The sequence below is a fragment of the Pseudomonas sp. A2 genome, assembly GCF_023100865.1.
GTDB lineage: Bacteria > Pseudomonadota > Gammaproteobacteria > Pseudomonadales > Pseudomonadaceae > Aquipseudomonas > Aquipseudomonas asiatica.
In genome coordinates, this window is record NZ_CP039127.1 from 5616103 (window position 1) to 5639304 (window position 23202).

Below are 23202 nucleotides of genomic sequence, written 5' to 3' on the forward strand. Positions count from 1 at the left end.
TCTTGCATGATGCCGAGATCCTGGGGCTGCATTGCAGCCCTTTCGCGACACAAGGCCGCTCCTACATCGACCGAGTACGGTTAAGAGACCGAGCCGACCATTCATCCCCCACGGTTGAAATCCTTCCCCCCACCCCCATATGAGTCTGCATCAGGCACTTTCGCCCCGCTGCGTGGAGACTCTCCCCTTGACCACCATCGTTTCTGTCCGCCGTAACGGCAAAGTCGTCATGGGCGGCGACGGCCAGGTATCCCTCGGCAACACCGTGATGAAAGGCAACGCCAAGAAGGTGCGCCGCCTGTACCACGGCCAGGTCATCGCGGGCTTCGCCGGCGCCACCGCCGATGCGTTCACCCTGTTCGAGCGCTTTGAAGGCCAGCTTGAAAAACATCAGGGCCACCTGGTCCGCGCCGCCGTCGAGCTGGCCAAGGAATGGCGTACCGACCGTTCCCTGAGCCGCCTGGAGGCCATGCTGGCCGTGGCCAACAAGGACGCTTCCCTGATCATCACCGGCAACGGCGATGTGGTCGAACCCGAAGACGGTCTGATCGCCATGGGTTCCGGCGGTGCCTACGCCCAGGCCGCAGCACGCGCCCTGCTGAACAAGACTGACCTCTCGGCCCGTGAAATCGCCGAGACCGCCCTGAACATCGCCGGCGACATCTGCGTGTTCACCAACCACAACCTGACCATCGAGGAGCAGGACCTGGCCGACTGATCAGCTGTTCTGGCGCTCCATCCCGGTGATGGGGCTTTTCCACGCTGAATCATTCTGCCCGAGGACCCTATTGATCATGTCCATGACCCCCCGCGAGATCGTCCACGAACTCAACCGCCACATCATCGGCCAGGACGACGCCAAGCGCGCCGTGGCAATCGCCCTGCGCAACCGCTGGCGGCGCATGCAGCTCCCCGCCGAGCTGCGCGCCGAAGTGACCCCGAAGAACATCCTGATGATCGGCCCAACCGGCGTCGGCAAGACCGAAATCGCCCGCCGCCTGGCCAAGCTGGCCAACGCGCCGTTCCTCAAGGTCGAAGCCACCAAGTTCACCGAAGTGGGCTACGTGGGCCGCGACGTCGAGTCGATCATCCGCGACCTGGCCGATGCCGCGCTGAAGATGCTGCGTGAGCAAGAGATCATCCGCGTGCGCCACCGCGCCGAAGACGCCGCCGAAGACCGCATCCTCGACGCCCTGCTGCCGCAGGCGCGGGTCAGCAGCTTCGCCGAAGAAGCCGCGCAGACCAGCACCGATTCCAACACCCGCCAGCTGTTCCGCAAACGCCTGCGCGAAGGCCAGCTGGACGACAAGGAAATCGAGATCGAAGTGGCCGATGCCGTGGGCGTCGAAATTGCCGCGCCGCCCGGCATGGAAGAAATGACCAACCAGCTGCAGAGCCTGTTCGCCAACATGGGCAAAGGCAAGCGCAAGGCGCGCAAGCTGAAGGTTAAAGAGGCGCTGAAGATGGTTCGCGATGAAGAAGCGAGCCGCCTGGTCAACGAGGAAGAACTCAAGGCCAAGGCCCTGGAAGCTGTCGAGCAGCACGGCATCGTGTTCATCGACGAAATCGACAAGGTTGCCAAGCGCGGCAATGTTGGCGGCGCCGACGTGTCCCGTGAAGGCGTGCAGCGCGACCTGCTGCCGCTGATCGAAGGCTGCACCGTCAACACCAAGCTGGGCATGGTCAAGACCGACCACATCCTGTTCATTGCCTCGGGTGCGTTCCACCTGAGCAAGCCGAGCGACCTGGTGCCCGAACTGCAAGGCCGCCTGCCGATCCGCGTGGAACTCAAGGCCCTGACCCCGGAAGACTTCGAGCGCATCCTGCAGGAGCCGCACGCGTCGCTGACCGAACAGTACCAGGCCCTGCTCAAGACCGAAGGCCTGAATATCGAGTTCCTCGCCGACGGTATCAAGCGCCTGGCCGAGATTGCCTACCAGGTGAACGAGAAGACCGAGAACATCGGTGCCCGCCGCCTGCACACCCTGCTCGAGCGTTTGCTCGAAGAGGTGTCGTTCAGCGCTGGCGACCTGGCCAGCACCCATGACGAAGCGCCGATCCAGATCGACGCGGCGTATGTGAACAGCCACCTGGGTGAGCTGGCGCAGAACGAAGACCTGTCGCGTTACATCCTGTAAGACCGCAGGGGGCCGCCTTGCGGCCCATCGCGACGCAAGGCCGCTCCTACAAGGGAACGCGATCTCCTGTCGGAGCGGCCTTGTGTCGCGATGGGCTGCAAAGCAGCCCCCTTGCACAATCCCCCGAATCTCCTGAAGCTGTGCACCATCAGCTCCCGAGAGATTCCGCCCATGGCCCGCCTGCCCACCGCCATCAACCTGCACAAAGCCTCGAAAACCCTCAGCCTCACCTACGCCCCCGGCGAGGTCTACCACCTGCCCGCCGAATTCCTGCGCGTGCACTCCCCCTCCGCCGAGGTCCAGGGCCACGGCAACCCCATCCTGCAGTTCGGCAAGATCAACGTCGGCCTCAGCGGGCTGGAACCTGCCGGGCAATACGCACTGAAACTGACCTTCGACGACGGCCATGACAGCGGCCTGTTCACCTGGGAGTACCTCGAGCAACTGTGCCTGCGCCAGGAACAGCTGTGGGCCGAGTACCTCGACGAACTGCACAAGGCCGGGAAATCCCGCGACCCCGCCGAGTCGGTGGTCAAACTCATGCTCTAGCGCAAGGCCTTCAGGATTTAGAGCGCATTTTCTAAATTCATTTGTTTGAATACCTTACAGACAGCCCAGTGACGGGCTGTCTTGCGCATTACATGAAAGTCGGGTAACCAATGGGGGGGTGGCAAGTTCCCTGCATCAAATTGCAGGTAGCCAGAACCCTCGCAGCACCGCTGTTCCTTATCACTGGTCACCCGAGTAGCAGTACCGGGCTCAGAACTGTGCACCCGCCACAGCAACCGGTACTCGTCTCAGGACAACGGAGCGTCGTAGATGAGTAACAAGAACAACGATGAGCTGCAGCGGCAGGCCTCGGAAAACACCCTGGGGCTGAACCCGGTCATCGGTATCCGTCGCAAGGACCTGTTGAGCTCGGCACGCACCGTGCTGCGCCAGGCCGTGCGCCAACCGCTGCACAGCGCCAAGCATGTGGCCCACTTTGGCCTGGAGCTGAAGAACGTGCTGCTGGGCAAGTCCAGCCTTGCCCCGGAAAGCGACGACCGTCGCTTCAATGACCCGGCATGGAGCAACAACCCACTTTACCGCCGCTACCTGCAAACCTATCTGGCCTGGCGCAAGGAGCTGCAGGACTGGATCGGCAGCAGTGACCTTTCGCCCCAAGACATCAGCCGTGGCCAGTTCGTCATCAACCTGATGACCGAAGCCATGGCGCCGACCAACACCCTGTCCAACCCGGCAGCGGTCAAACGCTTTTTCGAAACAGGCGGCAAGAGCCTGCTCGATGGCCTGTCCAACCTGGCCAAGGACCTGGTCAACAACGGCGGCATGCCCAGCCAGGTGAACATGGACGCCTTCGAGGTGGGCAAGAACCTGGGCACCAGTGAAGGCGCCGTGGTGTACCGCAACGATGTGCTGGAGCTGATCCAGTACAGCCCCATCACCGAGCAGGTGCATGCCCGCCCGCTACTGGTGGTGCCGCCGCAAATCAACAAGTTCTACGTATTCGACCTGAGCCCGGAAAAGAGCCTGGCGCGCTACTGCCTGCGCTCACAGCAGCAGACCTTCAGCATCAGCTGGCGCAACCCGACCAAAGCCCAGCGCGAATGGGGCCTGTCCACCTATATCGATGCGCTCAAGGAGGCGGTCGACGCGGTGCTGGCGATAACCGGCAGCAAGGACTTGAACATGCTCGGTGCCTGCTCCGGCGGCATCACCTGCACGGCATTGGTCGGCCACTATGCCGCGCTCGGCGAGAACAAGGTCAATGCCCTGACCCTGCTGGTCAGCGTGCTGGACACCACCATGGACAACCAGGTCGCCCTGTTCGTCGACGAGCAGACCCTGGAGGCCGCCAAGCGCCACTCCTACCAGGCCGGCGTGCTCGAAGGCAGCGAGATGGCCAAGGTGTTCGCCTGGATGCGCCCCAACGACCTGATCTGGAACTACTGGGTCAACAACTACCTGCTCGGCAACGAGCCGCCGGTGTTCGACATCCTGTTCTGGAACAACGACACCACGCGCCTCCCGGCCGCCTTCCATGGCGACCTGATCGAGATGTTCAAGAGCAACCCGCTGACGCGCCCGGACGCCCTGGAAGTGTGCGGCACTCCGATCGATCTGAAACAGGTCAAATGCGACATCTACAGCCTCGCCGGCACCAATGACCACATTACCCCTTGGCAGTCGTGCTACCGCTCGGCGCACCTGTTCGGCGGCAAGATCGAATTCGTGCTGTCCAACAGCGGCCATATCCAGAGCATCCTCAACCCGCCAGGCAACCCCAAGGCGCGCTTCATGACCGGTGCCGATCGCCCAGGTGACCCGGTGGCCTGGCAAGAAAACGCTACCAAGCATGCGGACTCCTGGTGGCTGCACTGGCAAAGCTGGCTGGGCGAACGTGCCGGCGAGCTGAAAAAGGCACCGACCCGTCTGGGCAACCGTGCCTATGCCGCTGGCGAGGCATCCCCGGGCACCTACGTTCACGAGCGTTGAGCTGCAGCGCCGTGGCCCCTGCGGGGCGCCACGGTGTTCATTTCACCCCATGAGTCACGCGCATGCCGCAACCCTATATCTTCAGGACCGTCGAGCTGGACAACCAGTCCATCCGCACCGCCGTCCGCCCGGGCAAGTCGCATCTGACGCCGCTGCTGATCTTCAACGGCATCGGCGCCAACCTGGAGCTGGTGTTTCCGTTCATCGAGGCGCTGGACCCGGACCTGGAAGTCATCGCCTTTGACGTGCCCGGGGTCGGCGGCTCGTCCACGCCGCGCCACCCTTACCGCTTCCCCGGGTTGGCCAAGCTGACGGCACGCATGCTCGACTACCTCGACTACGGCCAGGTCAATGTCATCGGTGTGTCGTGGGGCGGCGCCCTGGCCCAGCAGTTCGCCCACGACTACCCCGAGCGCTGCAAGAAGCTGGTGCTGGCCGCCACTGCCGCCGGTGCGGTGATGGTGCCGGGTAAGCCCAAGGTGCTGTGGATGATGGCCAGCCCGCGGCGCTACGTGCAGCCGTCGCATGTCATCCGCATTGCGCCGACGATCTATGGCGGCGGCTTCCGGCGTGACCCGGACCTGGCCATGCAGCACGCCGCCAAGGTGCGATCCGGCGGCAAGATGGGCTACTACTGGCAGCTGTTCGCCGGGCTTGGCTGGACCAGCATCCATTGGCTGCACAAGATCCAGCAGCCGACCCTGGTGCTGGCAGGCGACGACGACCCGTTGATCCCGCTGATCAACATGCGCCTGCTGGCCTGGCGAATTCCCAATGCCCAGCTACACATTATCGACGACGGCCATCTGTTCCTGATCACCCGGGCCGAGGCCGTCGCCCCGATCATCATGAAGTTCCTTCAGCAAGAGCGTCAGCGCGCTGTCATGCACCCTCGCCCGGTTTCGGGTGTGTGAAGGCGATTTGGGACCCTGTGGGAGCGGGTTCACCCGCGAAGAATCCAACTCGGTGTATGGCACCGGCTTCGCCGGTGTTCGCGGGTGAACCCGCTCCCACAGAGCCCCTGCTAAATCAGTGAATATGTTTAGTCATGAGGCACCAGGTCAGGACGAGGGAGTGTTGCCATGAAAGACAAAACGGCCAAAGGAACGACAACGCTTCCCGCCACCAGCATGAACGTGCAGAACGCCATCCTCGGCCTGCGCGGCCGTGACCTGATTTCCACGCTGCGCAATGTCAGCCGCCAAAGCCTGCGTCACCCGCTGCACACCGCGCATCACCTGTTGGCCCTGGGTGGTCAGCTGGGCAGGGTGATGCTGGGTGACACACCGTTTCAGCCGAACCCGCGCGATCCGCGCTTCAGCGACCCGACATGGAGCCAGAACCCGTTCTACCGGCGCGGCCTGCAAGCCTACCTGGCCTGGCAGAAGCAGACCCGCCTGTGGATCGAGGAAAGCCACCTGGACGACGATGACCGGGCCCGTGCGCACTTCCTGTTCAACCTGATCAACGATGCACTGGCGCCGAGCAACTCGCTGCTCAACCCGCTGGCGGTCAAGGAACTGTTCAACAGCGGTGGCCAGAGCCTGGTACGCGGCGTGGCCCACATGCTCGATGACCTGCGCCACAACGATGGCCTGCCACGCCAGGTCGACGAGCGCGCCTTCGAAGTGGGCGGCAACCTGGCTGCAACCGCCGGCGCCGTGGTGTTTCGCAACGAGCTGCTGGAGCTGATCCAGTACAAGCCGATGAGCGAAAAGCAGCACGCCCGGCCACTGCTGGTAGTGCCGCCACAGATCAACAAGTTCTACATCTTCGACCTCAGCTCGACCAACAGCTTCGTCCAGTACATGCTCAAGAGCGGCCTGCAGGTGTTCATGGTGAGCTGGCGCAACCCCGACCCGCGACACCGCGAATGGGGCCTGTCGAGCTACGTGCAGGCCCTGGAAGAAGCGCTCAACGCTTGCCGCAGCATCAGCGGCAACCGCGACCCCAACCTGATGGGTGCCTGCGCCGGCGGCCTGACCATGGCCGCGCTGCAGGGTCACCTGCAGGCCAAGCACCAGCTGCGTCGGGTGCGCAGCGCCACCTACCTGGTCAGCCTTCTGGACAGCAAGTTCGAAAGCCCCGCCAGCCTGTTCGCCGACGAGCAGACCATTGAAGCCGCCAAGCGCCGCTCCTACCAACGCGGCGTGCTGGATGGCGCCGAGGTGGCGCGGATCTTCGCCTGGATGCGGCCCAACGACCTGATCTGGAACTACTGGGTCAACAACTACCTGCTCGGCAAGACACCACCAGCTTTCGACATCCTGTACTGGAACGCCGACAGCACGCGCCTGCCCGCCGCGCTGCATGGCGACCTGCTGGACTTCTTCAAGCTCAACCCGCTGACTCACCCAGCCGGCCTGGAGGTATGCGGCACCCCCATCGACCTGCAGAAGGTCGATCTGGACAGTTTCACCGTGGCCGGCAGCAACGACCACATCACCCCGTGGGATGCGGTGTACCGCTCGGCCTTGCTGCTGGGCGGCGACCGTCGCTTCGTGCTGGCCAACAGCGGGCACATCCAGAGCATCATCAACCCGCCCGGCAACCCCAAGGCCTATTACCTGGCCAACCCCAAGCTGTCCAGCGACCCCCGTGCCTGGTTCCACGACGCCAAGCGCAGCGAAGGCAGCTGGTGGCCGTTGTGGCTGGAGTGGATCACCCCGCGCTCCGGCCCGCTCAAGGCACCACGCAGCGAATTGGGCAATGCCACCTACCCACCGCTGGGCCCCGCGCCGGGCACCTACGTGCTGACTCGATGAGCATGCCAATTGGATGAAGACTCGCGACCGTATCCTGGAATGCGCCCTGCAGCTGTTCAACCAGCAAGGCGAACCGAACGTATCCACCTTGGAAATTGCCAACGAACTGGGCATCAGCCCCGGCAACCTCTACTACCACTTCCACGGCAAGGAGCCGTTGGTGCTGGGGCTGTTCGAGCGCTTTGAAGAAGCGCTGATGCCCCTGCTCGACCCGCCGCTGGAGGTACGCCTGGATGCCGAGGATTACTGGCTGTTCCTGCACCTGATCGTCGAACGCATGGCGCAGTACCGCTTCCTGTTCCAGGACCTGTCGAACCTGACCGGGCGCCTGCCCAAACTGGCCCGCGGCATGCGCAGCCTGATCAACGCACTCAAGCGCACACTGGCAGCGTTGCTGGCCAGCCTCAAGGGCCAGGGGCTGGTAGAGAGCGAGACCCAGGCGCTGGGACAACTGGTGGAGCAGATCACCCTGACACTGATGTTCTCGCTGGATTACCAGCGGGTACTGGGGCGCGAGGGGGATGTGGGGATTGTGGTGTACCAGGTGATGATGCTGGTGGCGCCGCATCTGCAGGCCCAGGCGCGGGGGGCGGCGGAGCAGTTGGCGGTGAGGTATCTGGAGGGGTAAGCCTGACAGGAATGTATTGCAGCAGCCGACGCATTCGCGGGTGAACCCGCTCCCACAGGTACGGTGCAGAGCTTACAAGCGGCGCAGCACCTGTGGGAGCGGGTTTACCCGCGAAGAAGGCGACGCGGTATCAGATCAGGGTACCGGTGCCTGTCGGTGCCGAAGGCGGATTGCTCGCCGGAGCCGCGGTTGGTGCAGGAGCTGCGCTAGCGGCCGGAGCGGCGCTGGCCGCTGGAGCTGCCGGCTTGGCGGCTGCTGGCTTGGCCGGTGCTTTCTTCACTGCAGGCTTCTTCGCCACAGCCGGCTTGGCCGCTGCCGGTTTCGCCGCAGGCTTGGCCGCCGCAGTCTTGGCAGCAGGTTTAGCCGCTGCGGCCTTGGCCGCCGGCTTGGCCGCCGCGGTTTTCGCCGCAGGCTTGGCCGCTGCCGTCTTGGCCAGTGGCTTGGCCGCCGCCTTGCTCGCAGCCGGTTTGGCTGCAGTGCGCGACGAAATCGGGGTAACCGAAGCGCCGGTGAGTTTCTCGATCTGCTTGGTCAGGCTGTCCACCTGCTGGTGCAGGGCCTTGATCTCGTTGCGGCTCGGCACGCCGAGGCGCGAGATGGCGCTGTTCAGGCGCTTGTCGAAGGCCTCTTCGAGTTCGCTCCACTTGCCCAGCGCACGGTCCTTCACGCCCGACACACGCGAAGTGGTCGACGACTTGGCAGTTTCAGCAACATCTTCGGCGGTCTTCTTCGCCTGCTTCTCGGCCTTCTCGCCATCCTTCACCAGCGAGTCGAACAGCTTCGGGCCGTCCTGGTCGATCTTCGAATAGATACCAAGCCCCGCCAGCCAGATCTTGCGGGAGTACTTCTCGATCCCGCCGACCCAGGAGCTGCCTTCTTTCTCGGAATTCTTCTTGCCAGCCATCCTGCTCTCCTTATGGTTTGTGCGCGACGCGCTCGAGCAGCTCGTGCAGCTGTTCAAGCTTGATGGACAACGCCTCAACGTCATGTTTAGACGGAATGCCAAGGCGATTCAAGGCGCGACCTACCCGCGCGTCGAAAGCTTTTTCGATCTTGTCCAGTTGAACTTCGACCTTGCCGCGTACGCGACTGACTTCCTGAGTCGCTTCGTCGAGCTGGTTGTTGGCAGCATCGAGCTCCTTGTCGATGCGCTTCTTGCCACGCTTCTCGACGCCTTCGCCGGCCTTGACCAGCTCATTGAAGTAGTCGGAGCCTTCCTGGCCCACACGCGCATAGGCGCCGATGCCCGCCAGCCAGATCTTGCGCGCGTAGCCGCGCACCTCGCCCAGCGTGCCCGGGGCGTCGTCCTTTTTCTTCACAGTCACTTTGGCCATGCTCTGTACCTCATGCTCATGAGTGGAGGAGAAACCGCCCATGGAGGTTGGGCTTGAGCACAAGGTAGAGAGGGAAATTAGAATCTTCACCCTAAGGTGAACGAGCATGGCCCCGGGAAGGGGTCAGGCCAGGGCTTTGTCCAGCGCCCGCTCGATCTCGCCCTTGATGGTGCCGCTCATCATCGACAGCATCATGCCCAGCTTCAATTCGACGCGGATGCGGTCATCGAAGATGTGCACGCTGCCGTTGGCACCGCTGCGCGCCACGTCGACCCTGTCGCCGTTCCAGGTGGCCTTGAGGTCGTATTCGCGGGTCAGTTTGTCGACCAGCGCTTCAGCCTTGGCACGGGCGGCATCGCGGCCGAGGGAATGTTTGCGTTCGACGCTGATCTGGGTCATGCGGGTGTTCCTGAAGATGAAGACATAATGAGCATTATGCCCGCCCCTGCCCACTGGCACACCCCGCCAAGACAAATCTGCCCGTTCGCCCTAGAATGGCGGTAATTTTTTCCGGTGAAGCGATATGAACGACCAGCGCAAAGGCGACCACGCCGAACCCACCACCCATTTCGGTTACCAGGACGTCCCTGAAAGCCAGAAGGCGAAGAAAGTCGCCGAGGTGTTCCACTCGGTAGCAGCCAAGTACGACCTGATGAACGACGTGCTTTCCGGCGGCATGCACCGCCTGTGGAAGCGCTTCACCATCGAGCTGTCGGGCGTACGCGCCGGCAATCGTGTACTGGACATCGCCGGCGGTACCGGCGACTTGGCCGCCAAGTTCTCGCGGCTGGTTGGCCCGACCGGTCAGGTAGTGCTGGCCGACATCAACGAATCGATGCTCAAGGTCGGCCGTGACCGCCTGCTCGACCGTGGCGTGGCCGGCAACATCGAGTTCGTTCAGGCCGACGCCGAGAAGCTGCCATTCCCGGACAACCACTTCGACTGCGTGACCATCGCCTTCGGCCTGCGCAACGTCACCCACAAGGACGAAGCCATCCGCTCGATGCTGCGCGTGCTCAAGCCAGGCGGTCGCCTGCTGGTGCTGGAGTTCTCCAAGCCGACCAACAAGCTGATGTCCAAGGCCTACGACGCCTACTCGTTCGCCTTCATGCCGCTGGCCGGCAAGCTGATCACCAACGACTCGGAGAGCTACCGTTACCTCGCCGAGTCGATCCGCATGCACCCCGATCAGGAAACCCTGAAGGCCATGATGGTCGAGGCCGGTTTCGACCGGGTCACCTATCACAACATGACCAGCGGCATCGTTGCCGTGCATCGGGGGATCAAGCCCTGATGCTGCTGGCCGGGCTGCTCGCCAGCGCCGAACATGGCCTGAACCGCGTCCTGCGCATGGACAGCACGGCCCTGCCGCGGCTGGCCGCGCTGGAGGGCAAGGTCATCGAGATCGACTGCCGCCAGCCAGCCTTGCAGGTGTTCATCCTGCCCGATGAAGAGGGCCTGATGCTCGCCGCCCACTGGCAAGGCGAGGTCGACTGCAGCCTGCGAGCCCCGGCCGGCAGCCTGGCGCAACTGGCCCTGGCCAGGGACAAGACCGCCGTGCTGCACAGCCCGCAAGTCGAACTGCATGGCGACAGCGCCGTGTTGCTCGACCTGTTCGGTGTGCTGCAGGACCTGGAGCTGGACTGGGAACACGAACTGCAACGCTGGCTTGGCCCGGTCGCCACGGCGCTGCTGGCCGGCCACATCCGCCTGCGCGCACGCTGGACCCGCCAGGGCCTGGCGCGCTTCAGCCAGAACCTTTCCGAGTACCTGGCCGAAGAGTCCCGCACCCTGGTCGGCAAGCGCGAAGCCGAAGCCGCCTTCAGCGAGCTCGACACCCTGAAGCTCGATACAGAACGCCTCGAGGCGCGCCTCAAGCGCCTCTCCCGATCCCTTGATACCAGCGATAACGCATGAAGCTGCTCGCCGTCCGCCGTCTTTTTCGCATCCAGCGTGTGGTGATCCGCTACCGTCTCGATGACCTGCTGTTCGACCTGCCGCTGCCCTGGTGGCTGATGAGCCTGCGACTGCTGATGCCGTGGCGCTGGCTGCCGCGCAAGCCGTCCGAGCTCAACCGAGGCGCGCGCCTGCGCCTGGCCCTGCAGGACCTGGGGCCGATCTTCATCAAGTTCGGCCAGTTGTTGTCCACCCGCCGTGACCTGCTGCCCAACGACATAGCCGATGAACTGATGCTGCTGCAGGACCGCGTGCCGCCGTTCGACCCCAAGCAGGCCGTGGCACTGATCGAGGCGCAGCTGGGCGCCCCGGTAACGCAACTGTTCAGCCGCTTCGACGTCGAACCACTGGCCTCCGCCTCGGTGGCCCAGGTGCATGCTGCGCGCCTGAAAAGTGGCGAGGAAGTAGTGGTCAAGGTGGTGCGCCCGGGCCTGAAGCCGGTGATCGCCCAGGACCTGGCCTGGCTGTTCCTGATCGCCAAGGCCGCCGAGCGCGCTTCGGCCGACGCCCGCCGCCTGCACCCGGTGGAAATCGTCGGCGACTACGAAAAAACCATCTACGACGAGCTCGACCTGCTGCGCGAAGCGGCCAACGCCAGCCAGTTGCGGCGCAATTTCGAAGGCTCCGAGCTGATGTACGTGCCCCAGGTGTACTGGGACCTGTGCCGCCCCAAGGTGCTGGTGATGGAGCGCATCTACGGCGTGCCGGTGACCGACATGGCCACCTTGGCCGACCAGCGCACCGACATGAAGCTGCTGGCCGAACGGGGTGTGGAGGTGTTCTTCACCCAGGTGTTCCGCGACAGCTTCTTCCATGCCGACATGCACCCGGGCAACATTTTCGTCAGCACGGTCAAACCATGGAGCCCGCAGTACATTGCCATCGACTGCGGCATCGTCGGCAGCCTGACCGCCGAGGACCAGGACTACCTGGCGCGCAACCTGATCGCTTTCTTCAAGCGTGACTACCGCCGCGTCGCCCAGTTGCACATCGACTCGGGCTGGGTGCCGGCGCACACCAAGGTCAACGAGTTCGAAGCGGCGATCCGCACCGTGTGCGAGCCGATCTTCGAAAAACCGTTAAAGGATATTTCCTTCGGCCAGGTGCTGATGCGCCTGTTCCAGACCGCCAGGCGCTTCAACATGGAAGTGCAGCCGCAGCTGGTATTGCTGCAGAAAACCCTGCTCAACATCGAAGGCCTGGGCCGCCAGTTGTACCCAGACCTGGACCTGTGGAGCACCGCCAAGCCGTTCCTCGAGCGCTGGATGCGCGACCGCATGAGCCCCAAGGCCGTGCTCGGCAACATCCACAGCCAGGTCGAGCAACTGCCGCACCTGGCCGACATGGCCCGCGACCTGCTCGAGCGCCTGTCGCAACCGCACCTGCACGATCCGCAACTGCCGGAGCGGCGCCGCCACGGCGACCGCTGGGCGCTGCGCCTGCTCGGCGCCGGCCTTCTTGGCGGGGGCGCGGTACTGGCCGCTGGTGCCGCCGCGGCCGCCAGCCTGGCCGCCCCTGCCGCCTGGCCGGCCTGGCTGATGCTGGCCGCCGGCCTTTACCTGATCGTGCGCCAATAGCCAGCCGCGCCCATGGCTGGCACACTAGCGCAAAGGGCCCGGCACAGGAGCGGGCCCGCTTTGGAGTCGACGATGAAAGACTGGCTGGACGAGATCAAGTGGAACAGCGAGGGCCTGGTACCGGCGATCGCCCAGGACCACAAGACCGGACGCGTGCTGATGATGGCCTGGATGAACCGCGAATCGCTGGCCCTGACCGCCGCCGAGCAACGCGCCATCTACTGGTCGCGTTCGCGTGGCAAGCTGTGGCGCAAGGGCGAGGAATCCGGGCATGTGCAGAAGCTGCATGAAATGCGCCTGGACTGCGATGCCGACGTGATCATCCTGATGGTCGAGCAATTGGGTCATATCGCCTGCCATACCGGCCGTGAAAGCTGCTTCTACCGCGTCTTCGAAGACGGCCAGTGGAAAACCGTCGACCCGGTCCTGAAAGACCCGGATGCCATCTACAGCGCAGGACACTGACATGAGCGACACCCTGAACCGCCTGGCCGAAGTGCTTGAAGAACGCAAGCAAGCGGCGCCCGACAGCTCCTACGTGGCCAGCCTGTACCACAAGGGCCTGAACAAGATCCTCGAAAAGCTCGGCGAAGAGTCGGTCGAGACGATCATTGCCGCCAAGGACGCCGCGGTCAGCAAGGATTACAGCGATGTCATCTACGAAACCGCCGACCTGTGGTTTCATAGCCTGGTAATGCTCAGCGCGCTGGGCCAGCATCCGCAGGCCGTGCTCGATGAGCTGGAACGCCGCTTCGGGCTTTCCGGGCATGATGAGAAGGCGGCTCGACAGCCGTCTGCCTGATGTAATTCAAGTGCGCGGGGCCCCCTCTCTTTTTTGTGGGAGCGGGTTCACCCGCGAAGAATGCGACGCGGTGTATGGCACCGGCAAAGCCGGTGTTCGCGGTTGAACCCGCTCCCACAGGGGCCGCGTTGCCAGAACAATTCGCTTTACCTGTAAATTTCAGGAGTACGAAATGGGTATCTTTGACTGGAAACACTGGATCGTCCTGCTGGTGGTCGTGGTCCTGGTGTTCGGTACCAAGAAGCTGAAGAACTTCGGCAGTGACCTGGGTGAGTCGATCAAGGGCTTCCGCAAGGCCATGAGCGACGAAGAGAACAAGCCGGCCGAGCAGACCCCGCCGCCTGCCCAACCCGTTCCACCGGTGCAGAACACTGCCCAGCAGAACCAGGGCCACACCATCGAAGGCCAGGCCCAGCCGGTCCAAGAGCCGCAGCGGAAAGACTGACCCATGTTCGGCATCAGTTTCAGCGAGCTGCTGCTCGTCGGTCTGGTCGCCCTGCTGGTGCTCGGCCCCGAGCGCCTGCCCGGTGCCGCGCGCACCGCAGGCCTGTGGATCGGCCGGCTCAAGCGCAGTTTCAACAGCATCAAGATGGAAGTGGAGCGCGAAATCGGCGCCGACGAAATCCGCCGCCAGCTGCACAACGAGCACATCCTGCAGATGGAGGAGGAAGCCAAGCGCATCCTCAACCCGATGACGCCGCCGGCGCAGCCGCCTGTCACCACCGCCACCGTTCAGCCCCCCGCCGGGCTCGAAGCCAGGCCGGTCGAGACCGCTGCCGCCCCGGCCACGCCTTCTGAACCGCCTCAACCGCCGCGAGCCCCATGAGCGAAAATCCGGAACACGACCAGCCAATGCCGCTGGTTTCGCACCTGACCGAACTGCGCACCCGCCTGTTGCGCTGCGTTGCCGTCATTTTCCTGATCTTTGCCGGGCTGTTCTCCTTCGCCCAGCAGATCTACACCCTGGTCTCCGCACCGCTGCGCGAGCACTTGCCGGCCAATGCGACGATGATCGCCACCGACGTGGCATCGCCGTTCCTCACGCCGTTCAAGCTGACCATGATCGTCTCGCTGTTCCTGGCGATTCCGTTCATCCTCCAGCAGATCTGGGGCTTCATCGCACCCGGGCTGTACCGCCATGAAAAGCGCATTGCCATTCCGCTGCTGGTGTCGAGCATCTTCCTGTTCTACGCCGGCATGGCCTTCGCCTATTTCCTGGTGTTCCCGCTGATCTTCGGCTTCTTCGCCAGCGCCACGCCGGAAGGCGTGTCGATGATGACCGACATCGCCAGCTACCTCGACTTCGTGATGACGCTGTTCTTCGCCTTTGGCGTGGCCTTCGAAATCCCGGTGGCGGTGGTGCTGCTGGTATGGATCGGCGTGGTCGACGTGAAGTACCTGAAGAAGATTCGCCCCTACGTGATCATCGGCTGCTTTGTGGTCGGCATGGTCCTTACCCCGCCGGACATCTTCTCCCAGACCCTGCTGGCCGTACCCATGTGGCTGCTGTTCGAGATCGGCGTGCTGTGCGGCAGCCTGATCCGCAAGCGCAGCGCCCACGACGAAACCGCCAACGACCACAACGACCAGCCACCAGCGACCCAACCGTGAACCTGTTGCTCCTTGAAGAGGCCGACTTCGTCTCGGCCGACCGCGTCGTCCTCGCAGATCGGCGCTTCACCCACATGCAGGATATCCACCGTGTGGCGGTGGGCGACAACCTGCGCGTTGGCCGTATCAACGGCCTGATGGGCAAGGCCACGGTGCTGCGCCTGGAAAAGCACGAAGCCGAACTGGAAGTCGCCTTTGACCAGCAGCCACCGGCCAAGCTGCCGCTGACCCTGGTGCTGGCCGTACCTCGGCCAAAAATGCTGCGCCGGCTTTTCCAGACCGTGGCCACCCTTGGCGTGCCGCGATTGATCCTGCTGAACAGCTACAAGGTCGAGAAAAGCTTCTGGCAAACACCGTTCCTGCACCCGGACAGCGTTCGCGAGAACCTCATCCTGGGCCTGGAACAAGCCCGCGACACCGTGCTGCCCGAAGTGATCATCGAGAAGCGCTTCAAACCGTTCGTCGAAGACCGCCTGCCGGCCATCACCGCAGGCACCCTGGGCTTGGTCGGCCACCCCGGCCCCTACCCCGCCTGCCCGCGCGCCGTGGAGCAGCACGTGACCCTGGCCATCGGCCCGGAGGGCGGCTGGATCCCCTACGAAGTGGACCTGCTAGGCAAGGCAGGCCTGGCTCCGGTCCAGCTGGGCGACCGCATCCTGCGGGTAGAGACCGCGGTGACAGCGCTGCTTTCACGGATTTTCTGACACTCTAGTCAATTTTTACCCATAAAGTTTCCCTTCCCCAGGCCGATTGTCTTGGCAACACAACAATTAATCGTGCTGCCAAGGCGCCGGGGAGTCGTACATGTATCAATGGTTCGCCCAATCATTGGGCAATGTGAGCGTCAATCGCAAACTGGGGCTGGGCTTCGGCCTGGTGCTGCTGTTGACCCTGGCCATTACCCTGGCTGGCTGGCACGGCATGGACAGCATCATCAACCGTGGCGACAAGCTGGGAAACATCTCGGTCATCCAGCAGTACACCCAGGAACTGCGCATCGCCCGCCAGCATTACCAGCGCCAGCCTGACGAAGCCTCGGTGGCAGAGCTGGAAAAAGCCCTGGGCAATCTCGAGCGCCAGGTGCAGCTTATGCTCGGGCAGATCGAGCAGCCCGCTGACAGACAGCGCCTTGAGCAGCAGCGCGAGGCCGTGCGCGGCTACCAGCAGGCATTCAACGACCTGAAACAGGCCGGCCAGCGCCGCGAGGCCAGCCGCGCCGTGCTAGGCGACACTGCCGACAAGGCCGCGGAGCTGATTGGCCGGGTGCAACGCGGCCTGCTGCAGGGTGGCGATATCAGCCAGTACCAGCACGCGGTGGAAGTCAGCGCCCTGTTGCAACAGGCGCGGTTCCAGGTACGCGGTTACACCTACAGCGGCAACGCCGACTACCAGCAAACGGCGCTGAAGGCCATCGACCAGGCCTTGGCCGAGCTACGCGCGCTACCGGCCAAAGTGCCGGCGGAGCACGCTGCCAGCCTGGACGATGCCACCACCGCCCTGGCAGGCTACCGCGACGCGGTCACCCAGTTCGGCAATGCCCAGGCCGCCAGTGAGCAGGCCCTGCAGAGCATGGTCGAGCACGGCACGGTACTGCTGCAGACCAGCCAGGCGATGACCACCTCACAAACCGCTGTGCGCGACGCCGGGGCGGCCCAGGCCAAGACCGTGCTCGCCGTGGCCACCGTGCTGGCGCTGGCCCTCGGCCTGCTGGCGGCCTGGGCCATCACCCGGCAAATCATCGTCCCGCTGCGCCAGACCTTGCACGCCGCCGAGCGCGTGGCCAGTGGCGACCTGACCCTGAACCTGCAGGTACAACGCCGCGACGAACTGGGCCAGTTGCAGGCCAGCATGCAGCGCATGACCCAGGGCCTGCGCGAACTGATCAGCGGTATCGGTGATGGCGTCACGCAGATCGCCAGTGCTGCCGAGGAGCTGTCGGCGGTGACCGAGCAGACCAGTGCCGGAGTCAACAACCAGAAGGTCGAGACCGATCAGGTGGCAACCGCCATGAACCAGATGACCGCCACCGTGCATGAGGTGGCGCGCAATGCCGAGCAGGCCTCGGAAGCTGCGTTGATGGCCGACCAGCAAGCCCGCGAAGGCGACCGTGTGGTGGGCGAGGCGGTGGCGCAGATCGAGCGCCTGGCCGGCGAAGTGGTCAATTCCAGCGAAGCGATGAACCAGCTCAAGGCCGAAAGCGACAAGATCGGCAGCGTGCTCGACGTGATCAAGTCGGTGGCCCAGCAGACCAACCTGCTGGCCCTCAACGCGGCGATCGAGGCGGCCCGGGCCGGCGAGGCCGGGCGTGGCTTTGCTGTGGTGGCTGATGAGGTGCGCAGCCTGGCGCAGCGCACCCAGCAATCGACCGAAGAGATCGAAGAGCTGATTGCCGGCCTGCAGAGCGGCACCCAGCGTGTGGCCAGCGTGATGGACAGCAGCCGCCAGTTGACCGACAGCAGCGTCGAACTGACCCGCCGAGCCGGCAGTTCGCTGGAGATCATCACCCGTACCGTGTCTTCGATCCAGGCCATGAACCAGCAGATTGCCACGGCAGCGGAAGAACAGACGGCTGTTGCTGAGGAGATCAACCGCAGCGTGATGAACGTGCGGGATATTTCTGACCAGACCTCGGCGGCCAGTGAAGAGACGGCCAGTTCCAGCGTGGAGCTGGCGCGGTTGGGTACCCACCTGCAAGGGTTGGTGGGGCGGTTCAGGCTCTAGGCTGATGTGTAGGTCACCTGTACTGGCCTCTTCGCGGGTAAACCCGCTCCCACAGGTACCGCACAGTTCTCAAAATCTGTGCAGTACCTGTGGGAGCGGGTTTACCCGCGAAGAGGCCGGCGCAGGTGGAGTATTCCTACCTGTTGAAGTGAAATTTCCTACCTGATTATCAGGTCAAGTCCTACAGCTCCGCTGCCGATTGGCAAAGGTGTGATGCCAGCAATGCGCCTGCATCCTCGCCCCCAATCGCACGGAGATTCCTCATGCTCGGCTACCTCAACCGCAAGCTCGGCAACATCAGTGTCGCAGCCAAGCTCGCCCTCGGCTTTGCCGTAGTCCTGCTGCTTACCCTGGCCACTACCGTCAGTGGCTGGCGTGCACTGGATGACGCCATTGTGCGCTCGCAGCAACTCAGCGAAATCGGCCTGATCAACGACCTGACCAAAGACTTGCGCGCAGAGCGCATCACTTACCGCGTACTCAACGACAATGCCAGCAGAACGCGGATAGCCAACATTCTCGACCAGCTCAACAGCATGCTGAGCACCTTGCAACAACGTAGCAGCGTGGATGAATCCCGGCAGATGCTGACCGAAAAGCTGGCGTTGCTGCAGCGCCTGCGCGGCGATTTCAGCGCGCTGGAGAATACTGTCGCCAAGCGTATCGCCCTGCGCCAGGCCATGCAGGCCCATGAGCAGAAGCTCACCGAAGTAATCGACGATCTCCAGACCCAGGCCTTGCTGAGGATGCCTGCCGACAGCCAGCAAAGCGGTGTGCTGGGGCTGATGGACACGCTTGGCCGACATATCGACGGTGCCAACCAGCAGAGCCTGATTCCGGCCTATACCTTCTCCCCTGTGGAAAGCTTCGCCAAGGTCGGCGACACCTCCCTGGATGCCGCCGCCAGCAGCCTTGCGCAACTGCTCAAAGGCCTTGCTCCACTTGGCTTGCCCCATGCGCTCACCCAGCAGCCCGGAGAACAGCTGGCCAAGTACCGCGCCAGCCTGGATGAGTATCGTCGGGCTGCGGTGCGTGTCGAACAGCTGCAAAACAACATGGAGAACATGGGCAACGAGCTGCGCGCGGTAAGCCTGGAACTTGGCAAACGCAAGATCGAGCAGCGCGACAGGGAAGCCCTTGAGGCCCGCTCGCTGCTGACCACTGTAGCCCTGCTGGCGTTGGTCGTAGGCGTCGTGGCCGGCTGGCTGATCACCCTGCAGATCACCCAACCTTTGCGCCAGACCCTGGCCGTGGCCGGGCGCATCGCCAAGGGCGACCTGAGCCAGGTCGAACCGGTGCAACGCCGCGACGAGATGGGCCAGTTGCAAACCAGCATGCGCGAAATGACCTTGAGCCTGCGCGAGCTGATCGGTGGCATCGACCAGGGCGTCAGCCACCTGTCACAGGCCGCCACACAGCTGGCGGCCAGCAGCGAAGACACCAAGCTGCGCATCAACCAGCAACGCGAGGAAACCGACCAGGTGGCCACGGCCATGAACCAGATGAGCGCCACCGTGCAGGAAGTGGCGCAGAACGCTGAACAGGCCTCGCTGGCGGCGACCAACGCCGACCAGCAGGCGCAGATCGGCGACCAGGTGGTGGCCGAAGCCATTGGCCGTATCGAACAGCTGGCCGGGCAGATGGACCATTGTCTGGCGGCCATGCAGCACCTGGCGGGCGAGAGCCAGCGCATTGGCAGCATCCTCGATGTGATCAAGTCAGTGTCCGAGCAGACCAACCTGCTGGCCCTGAACGCGGCGATCGAAGCGGCACGGGCGGGTGAAGCCGGGCGTGGTTTTGCCGTGGTGGCCGATGAAGTGCGCGGTCTGGCCCAGCGTACCTCGACGGCGACCGAGGAAATCGGCCAACTGATCGACAGCCTGCACAACGGCACCGACGAAGTGACCCGCCTGCTGGACAACAGCAAGAGCCTGACCGAGCAGAGCGTGGAGCTGAGTCGCAAGGCAGGCCAGGCCCTGAGCCAGATAACTGACACCGTGTCGAACATCCAGGGCATGAACCAGCAGATCGCCACGGCCAGCGAAGAGCAGAGCGTGGTCGCCGAGCAGATCAATCGCAGTGTGCTGAATGTGCGCGATGTGTCGGATCAGACCAGTGCGGCCAGTGAGCAGACGGCGGCGTCGAGCGGGGAACTGGAGCAATTGGGGCAGCAGTTGCGGGGGATGGTGGGGCGGTTCAGCATTTGAGATTGCGGGGGGCTGCTTTGCGGCCCATTCGCCGGCAAGCCAGCTTGCTCCCACAGGGACCGTACAGTTCTCAGTACCTGTGGCACTCCTGTGGGAGCCGGCTTGCCGGCGATTGGGGCGCAAAGCGCCCCCCTTCGGTTAAAGCACCTGGCGCAGGAACGCCTGCGCACGCGGGTCTTTCGGCGAGGCGAAGAACGCGGCCGGGGCCGAATCTTCCAGCAACTTGCCATGGTCGAAGAACAGCACGCGGTCCGCCACTTCACGGGCAAAGCCCATTTCGTGGGTAACGCAGACCATGGTCATGCCTTCCTGGGCCAAGGTCTTCATCACGTCCAGCACCTCGCCGACCATTTCCGGGTCAAGCGCCGAGGTTGGCTCGTCGAACAGCATCACTTTCGGGTCCATGGCCAGGGCCCGGGCGATCGCCACCCGCTGCTGCTGGCCACCGGACAGGCGCGACGGGTATTCGTTGGCTTTCTGCGCAATGCCTACCTTCTCCAGCAGCGCCCGGGCCTTGGCTTCGCGGTCGGCCTTGTTGCGCTTGCGCACCACCTTCTGTGCCAGGCACAGGTTCTCCAACACGGTCATGTGCGGGAACAGGTTGAAGTGCTGGAACACCATGCCGACTTCGCGGCGGTAGGCGTTGATGTCGGTCTTCGGGTCGGCCAGTTGCAGGCCGTCGATGGCCACATGGCCTTCGTCGAAATGCTCCAGGCCGTTGAGGCAGCGCAGGAAGGTCGATTTGCCCGAGCCCGACGGGCCGAGCACCACCACCACCTCGCCCTTGGCGACCTGGGTGGTGACGTTATCCACAGCCCGTACCACGTGGCCACGGGTGTCGAAGACTTTCAGCAAGTCACGGACTTCAATCACTTTGCGCAAGCCTCCGCTCGAGCCGGCTGGCCAGGTGCGACAGCGGCAGGTTGATCAGCAGGTACAGGCCTGCCACGCAGAACCAGATCTCGAAGGTCGAGAACGAGGTGGTAATGGCCTCGCGGCCGCTCTTGGTCAGTTCGGTGATGGCGATCACCGACACCAGCGAGGTGTCCTTGACCAGGCTGATGAACTGGCCGGCCAAAGGCGGCAGCACGCGCTTGAAGGCCTGCGGCAGGATGACGTGGCGCATCGACTGGCCTGCGTTCAGGCCCAGCGAGCGGGCCGCTTCGTTCTGGCCCTTGGCAATGGACTGCACGCCGGCACGAACGATTTCGGCCACGTAGGCGCCAGTGAACAGCGCCAGTGCAGCCACCCCGGCAAACTCACGGGACAGGTTGAGCACGGTACCGATGAAGAAGTAGAAGATGAAGATCTGTACCAGCAGCGGTGTACCGCGCACCAGCTCGACGTACACCGTCGACAGGTCCCGCAGCGTAGGGTTGCTGGACAGGCGGCAAAGGCCGGCGAACAGGCCGATCAACAGGCCCAGGGCACCGGATACCACCGAAATCCAAAGCGTGGTCCACAGGCCCCAGGCCAGCGGGCCGGCCGCCCAGTGGCGGGTGACGCCAACCTGGTCGCCTTCGGAAACATCGTCGCCACGGGCCAGCTGCAGGCTGTCCTTGTCTACATCGAGCACCTGCTCGGCACCGCTCTCATCTTTCAGCGTGACACGGGCATTGTCGCCAGAGATGACGATGTCCTGCACGGTGCCGTAACCGGCGGCGCGCTGTGCTTCCTCGGCCTTGTAGGCGAAGTACTGCGGTACGCGGTTCCAGCGCCACTCGTAGGAAATCATCGAGGTGGCCATGTACAGGCTGAACGCCAGGCCCACCAGGACCAGGGCAGTCAAACCGTGCCAGGGCCACTGGGCTTTCTTGTGTTTGATCACGTGGGGTACTTCCGTAAATACGAACGCGCAGGGTTTGCCTGCGCGTCGGGGTCATAAAGCCGGCTTGTGGCCTGGGCCTTATTCCATTTCCTTCAGCCAGTCCTTGTTCTTGAACCACTTGTCGTGAATACGATCGTAGGTCCCGTCATGCTTGATCTGGTGCAGGAAGTTGTTGATGAAGTTGATGCTGTCGTAGTCGCCTTTCTTCAGGCCGAAGGCCAGCGGCTCGTAGGTGAAGGGTTCTTCGAGGAACAGCAGCTTGCCGGCACCGGCCTTGTCCACTGCCACCACGTTGTACGGCGCGTCGTAGACGAAGGCGTCAGCCTTGCCGTTGACCACGTCCATCACCGCTTCCTGCTCGTTGTCGTAGCCGTGGTACTTGGCCTTGGCGATCAGCTTCTTGGAAACCATTTCGCCGGTGGTGCCGAGCTTGGAGGTGATGCGGTACTTCTCGTTGTTCAGGTCCTTGTACGACTTGATCTCGCCCGCCAGTTCCTTGCGGATCAGCAGGGTCTGGCCGACCACGATGAAGGGTTCGCTGAAGTTCAGGCGCAGGTTGCGTTCCTGGGTCAGGGTCATGCCGCTGCCGATCATGTCGAACTTGTCGGTCAGCAGGGCCGGGATGATGCCGTCATAGGCCGTGGATACCGGCTCGAACTTGACGCCCATGGACTTGGCCATTGCCTTGAGGATATCGACTTCGAAGCCGATGATCTCGCCACGCTTGTTGGTCATCTGGAACGGCATGTAGGTCGGGTCCATGCCCACCCGCAGGGTGCCGCGCTTGACCGCGTCATCGATCGCGCCCGCCTGGGCGGCCGTCACGGCGACCAGGGCGGTGACACCGACCAGCAGTCGCGAAAGGTATTTCTTGATCATCACCAAGTCCCCTAGCAAGAAAAGTAGCGAATCTTATTGTTGGCATGGCCGTCGTAGCCAATGCGTCATATCGGAGAGGGATGCTAACGCATGGCGGCTCGGGGACCTAGAGCCGGGGGGGACTTTGTTGGCCAAAATCGAGGGAGGGCCCTAAAAGCTTCGCGGGTGAACCTGCTCCCACAGGTACGGCGCACACCTTGAAGGCTGTGCTGTACCTGTGGGAGCGGATTCATCGGGGCGCCGAACCGCCGCGAATA

At 63.5% G+C, this 23202-nt stretch carries 24 protein-coding genes; 18 read left to right on the top strand and 6 right to left on the bottom strand.

Annotated elements, in window-relative coordinates:
- Positions 1–187: 187 nt before the first annotated feature.
- The 7 genes from hslV (at position 188) to E5221_RS25995 (ending at position 8030) form a co-directional block, all read left to right on the top strand.
- On the top strand, positions 188–718 hold the full coding sequence (gene hslV / locus E5221_RS25965) for an ATP-dependent protease subunit HslV (RefSeq protein WP_003249309.1): 531 nt from the start codon (positions 188–190) through the stop codon (positions 716–718).
- A gap of 76 nt (positions 719–794) precedes the next feature.
- Positions 795–2138, top strand: a complete 1344-nt coding sequence (gene hslU / locus E5221_RS25970; RefSeq protein WP_015272084.1) for an ATP-dependent protease ATPase subunit HslU — start codon at positions 795–797, stop codon at positions 2136–2138.
- A gap of 171 nt (positions 2139–2309) precedes the next feature.
- Complete coding sequence (locus E5221_RS25975; RefSeq protein WP_003249306.1) at positions 2310–2687, top strand: DUF971 domain-containing protein; 378 nt, start codon at positions 2310–2312, stop codon at positions 2685–2687.
- A gap of 270 nt (positions 2688–2957) precedes the next feature.
- Positions 2958–4637, top strand: a complete 1680-nt coding sequence (phaC, locus tag E5221_RS25980) for a class II poly(R)-hydroxyalkanoic acid synthase (protein WP_247846655.1) — start codon at positions 2958–2960, stop codon at positions 4635–4637.
- A gap of 62 nt (positions 4638–4699) precedes the next feature.
- Complete coding sequence (gene phaZ, locus E5221_RS25985) at positions 4700–5551, top strand: poly(3-hydroxyalkanoate) depolymerase (RefSeq protein WP_015272086.1); 852 nt, start codon at positions 4700–4702, stop codon at positions 5549–5551.
- A gap of 168 nt (positions 5552–5719) precedes the next feature.
- Positions 5720–7402 (top strand): class II poly(R)-hydroxyalkanoic acid synthase, encoded by a 1683-nt coding sequence (gene phaC / locus E5221_RS25990; protein WP_247846656.1) that lies wholly within the window; start codon positions 5720–5722, stop codon positions 7400–7402.
- A 13-nt stretch (positions 7403–7415) separates the two neighbouring features.
- Positions 7416–8030, top strand: a complete 615-nt coding sequence (locus E5221_RS25995; RefSeq protein WP_025340913.1) for a TetR/AcrR family transcriptional regulator — start codon at positions 7416–7418, stop codon at positions 8028–8030.
- Positions 8031–8160: 130 nt separating this feature from the next.
- Here E5221_RS25995 and E5221_RS26000 read toward each other — a convergent pair whose 3' ends face one another.
- From E5221_RS26000 to E5221_RS26010, 3 genes are all read right to left on the bottom strand, one after another.
- Positions 8161–8934: a phasin family protein gene (locus E5221_RS26000; RefSeq protein ID WP_247846657.1), complete on the bottom strand. Its 774-nt coding sequence runs from the start codon at positions 8932–8934 to the stop codon at positions 8161–8163.
- Positions 8935–8944: 10 nt separating this feature from the next.
- Positions 8945–9364 (bottom strand): phasin family protein, encoded by a 420-nt coding sequence (locus E5221_RS26005; RefSeq protein ID WP_061550444.1) that lies wholly within the window; start codon positions 9362–9364, stop codon positions 8945–8947.
- A gap of 123 nt (positions 9365–9487) precedes the next feature.
- Positions 9488–9763, bottom strand: a complete 276-nt coding sequence (locus tag E5221_RS26010; protein ID WP_015272091.1) for a polyhydroxyalkanoic acid system family protein — start codon at positions 9761–9763, stop codon at positions 9488–9490.
- A gap of 124 nt (positions 9764–9887) precedes the next feature.
- Here E5221_RS26010 and ubiE point away from each other — a divergent pair, with 124 nt between their 5' ends.
- From ubiE to E5221_RS26065, 11 genes are all read left to right on the top strand, one after another.
- Complete coding sequence (ubiE, locus tag E5221_RS26015) at positions 9888–10658, top strand: bifunctional demethylmenaquinone methyltransferase/2-methoxy-6-polyprenyl-1,4-benzoquinol methylase UbiE (RefSeq protein ID WP_013974541.1); 771 nt, start codon at positions 9888–9890, stop codon at positions 10656–10658.
- Positions 10658–11281, top strand: a complete 624-nt coding sequence (locus E5221_RS26020) for an SCP2 sterol-binding domain-containing protein (RefSeq protein WP_003259850.1) — start codon at positions 10658–10660, stop codon at positions 11279–11281. Before ubiE ends, E5221_RS26020 begins: the two co-directional genes overlap by 1 nt.
- Positions 11278–12897 carry a ubiquinone biosynthesis regulatory protein kinase UbiB gene (gene ubiB / locus E5221_RS26025; RefSeq protein ID WP_061550445.1) on the top strand — a complete coding sequence of 540 codons (1620 nt, stop codon included), beginning with the start codon at positions 11278–11280 and terminating at the stop codon, positions 12895–12897. The genes E5221_RS26020 and ubiB overlap by 4 nt, the downstream gene beginning before the upstream one ends.
- Positions 12898–12969: 72 nt before the next feature.
- Positions 12970–13362, top strand: a complete 393-nt coding sequence (hisI, locus tag E5221_RS26030) for a phosphoribosyl-AMP cyclohydrolase (protein WP_013974544.1) — start codon at positions 12970–12972, stop codon at positions 13360–13362.
- 1 nt (position 13363) lies between these two features.
- A complete protein-coding gene (locus E5221_RS26035) occupies positions 13364–13699 on the top strand; it encodes a phosphoribosyl-ATP diphosphatase (protein WP_013974545.1) in 336 nt (111 codons plus the stop codon).
- A gap of 172 nt (positions 13700–13871) precedes the next feature.
- A complete protein-coding gene (locus tag E5221_RS26040; RefSeq protein WP_003259853.1) occupies positions 13872–14144 on the top strand; it encodes a twin-arginine translocase TatA/TatE family subunit in 273 nt (90 codons plus the stop codon).
- Between the two features lie 3 nt (positions 14145–14147).
- Complete coding sequence (gene tatB / locus E5221_RS26045) at positions 14148–14525, top strand: Sec-independent protein translocase protein TatB (protein WP_003259854.1); 378 nt, start codon at positions 14148–14150, stop codon at positions 14523–14525.
- Positions 14522–15310, top strand: a complete 789-nt coding sequence (tatC, locus tag E5221_RS26050; RefSeq protein ID WP_013974546.1) for a twin-arginine translocase subunit TatC — start codon at positions 14522–14524, stop codon at positions 15308–15310. Before tatB ends, tatC begins: the two co-directional genes overlap by 4 nt.
- Positions 15307–16014 (top strand): 16S rRNA (uracil(1498)-N(3))-methyltransferase, encoded by a 708-nt coding sequence (locus E5221_RS26055; RefSeq protein ID WP_247846658.1) that lies wholly within the window; start codon positions 15307–15309, stop codon positions 16012–16014. The genes tatC and E5221_RS26055 overlap by 4 nt, the downstream gene beginning before the upstream one ends.
- Before the next feature lie 100 nt (positions 16015–16114).
- Positions 16115–18031, top strand: a complete 1917-nt coding sequence (locus tag E5221_RS26060) for a methyl-accepting chemotaxis protein (protein ID WP_247846659.1) — start codon at positions 16115–16117, stop codon at positions 18029–18031.
- A gap of 263 nt (positions 18032–18294) precedes the next feature.
- On the top strand, positions 18295–20238 hold the full coding sequence (locus E5221_RS26065) for a methyl-accepting chemotaxis protein (RefSeq protein ID WP_015272096.1): 1944 nt from the start codon (positions 18295–18297) through the stop codon (positions 20236–20238).
- Between the two features lie 138 nt (positions 20239–20376).
- Here the strand turns inward: E5221_RS26065 and E5221_RS26070 are convergent, their stop codons facing one another.
- The 3 genes from E5221_RS26070 to E5221_RS26080 form a co-directional block, all read right to left on the bottom strand.
- Positions 20377–21111 carry an amino acid ABC transporter ATP-binding protein gene (locus tag E5221_RS26070; RefSeq protein ID WP_013974550.1) on the bottom strand — a complete coding sequence of 245 codons (735 nt, stop codon included), beginning with the start codon at positions 21109–21111 and terminating at the stop codon, positions 20377–20379.
- Positions 21104–22066, bottom strand: a complete 963-nt coding sequence (locus tag E5221_RS26075) for an amino acid ABC transporter permease (RefSeq protein WP_247846660.1) — start codon at positions 22064–22066, stop codon at positions 21104–21106. The genes E5221_RS26070 and E5221_RS26075 overlap by 8 nt, the downstream gene beginning before the upstream one ends.
- Positions 22067–22144: 78 nt before the next feature.
- Complete coding sequence (locus E5221_RS26080; protein WP_024087841.1) at positions 22145–22942, bottom strand: transporter substrate-binding domain-containing protein; 798 nt, start codon at positions 22940–22942, stop codon at positions 22145–22147.
- Positions 22943–23202: the final 260 nt, after the last annotated feature.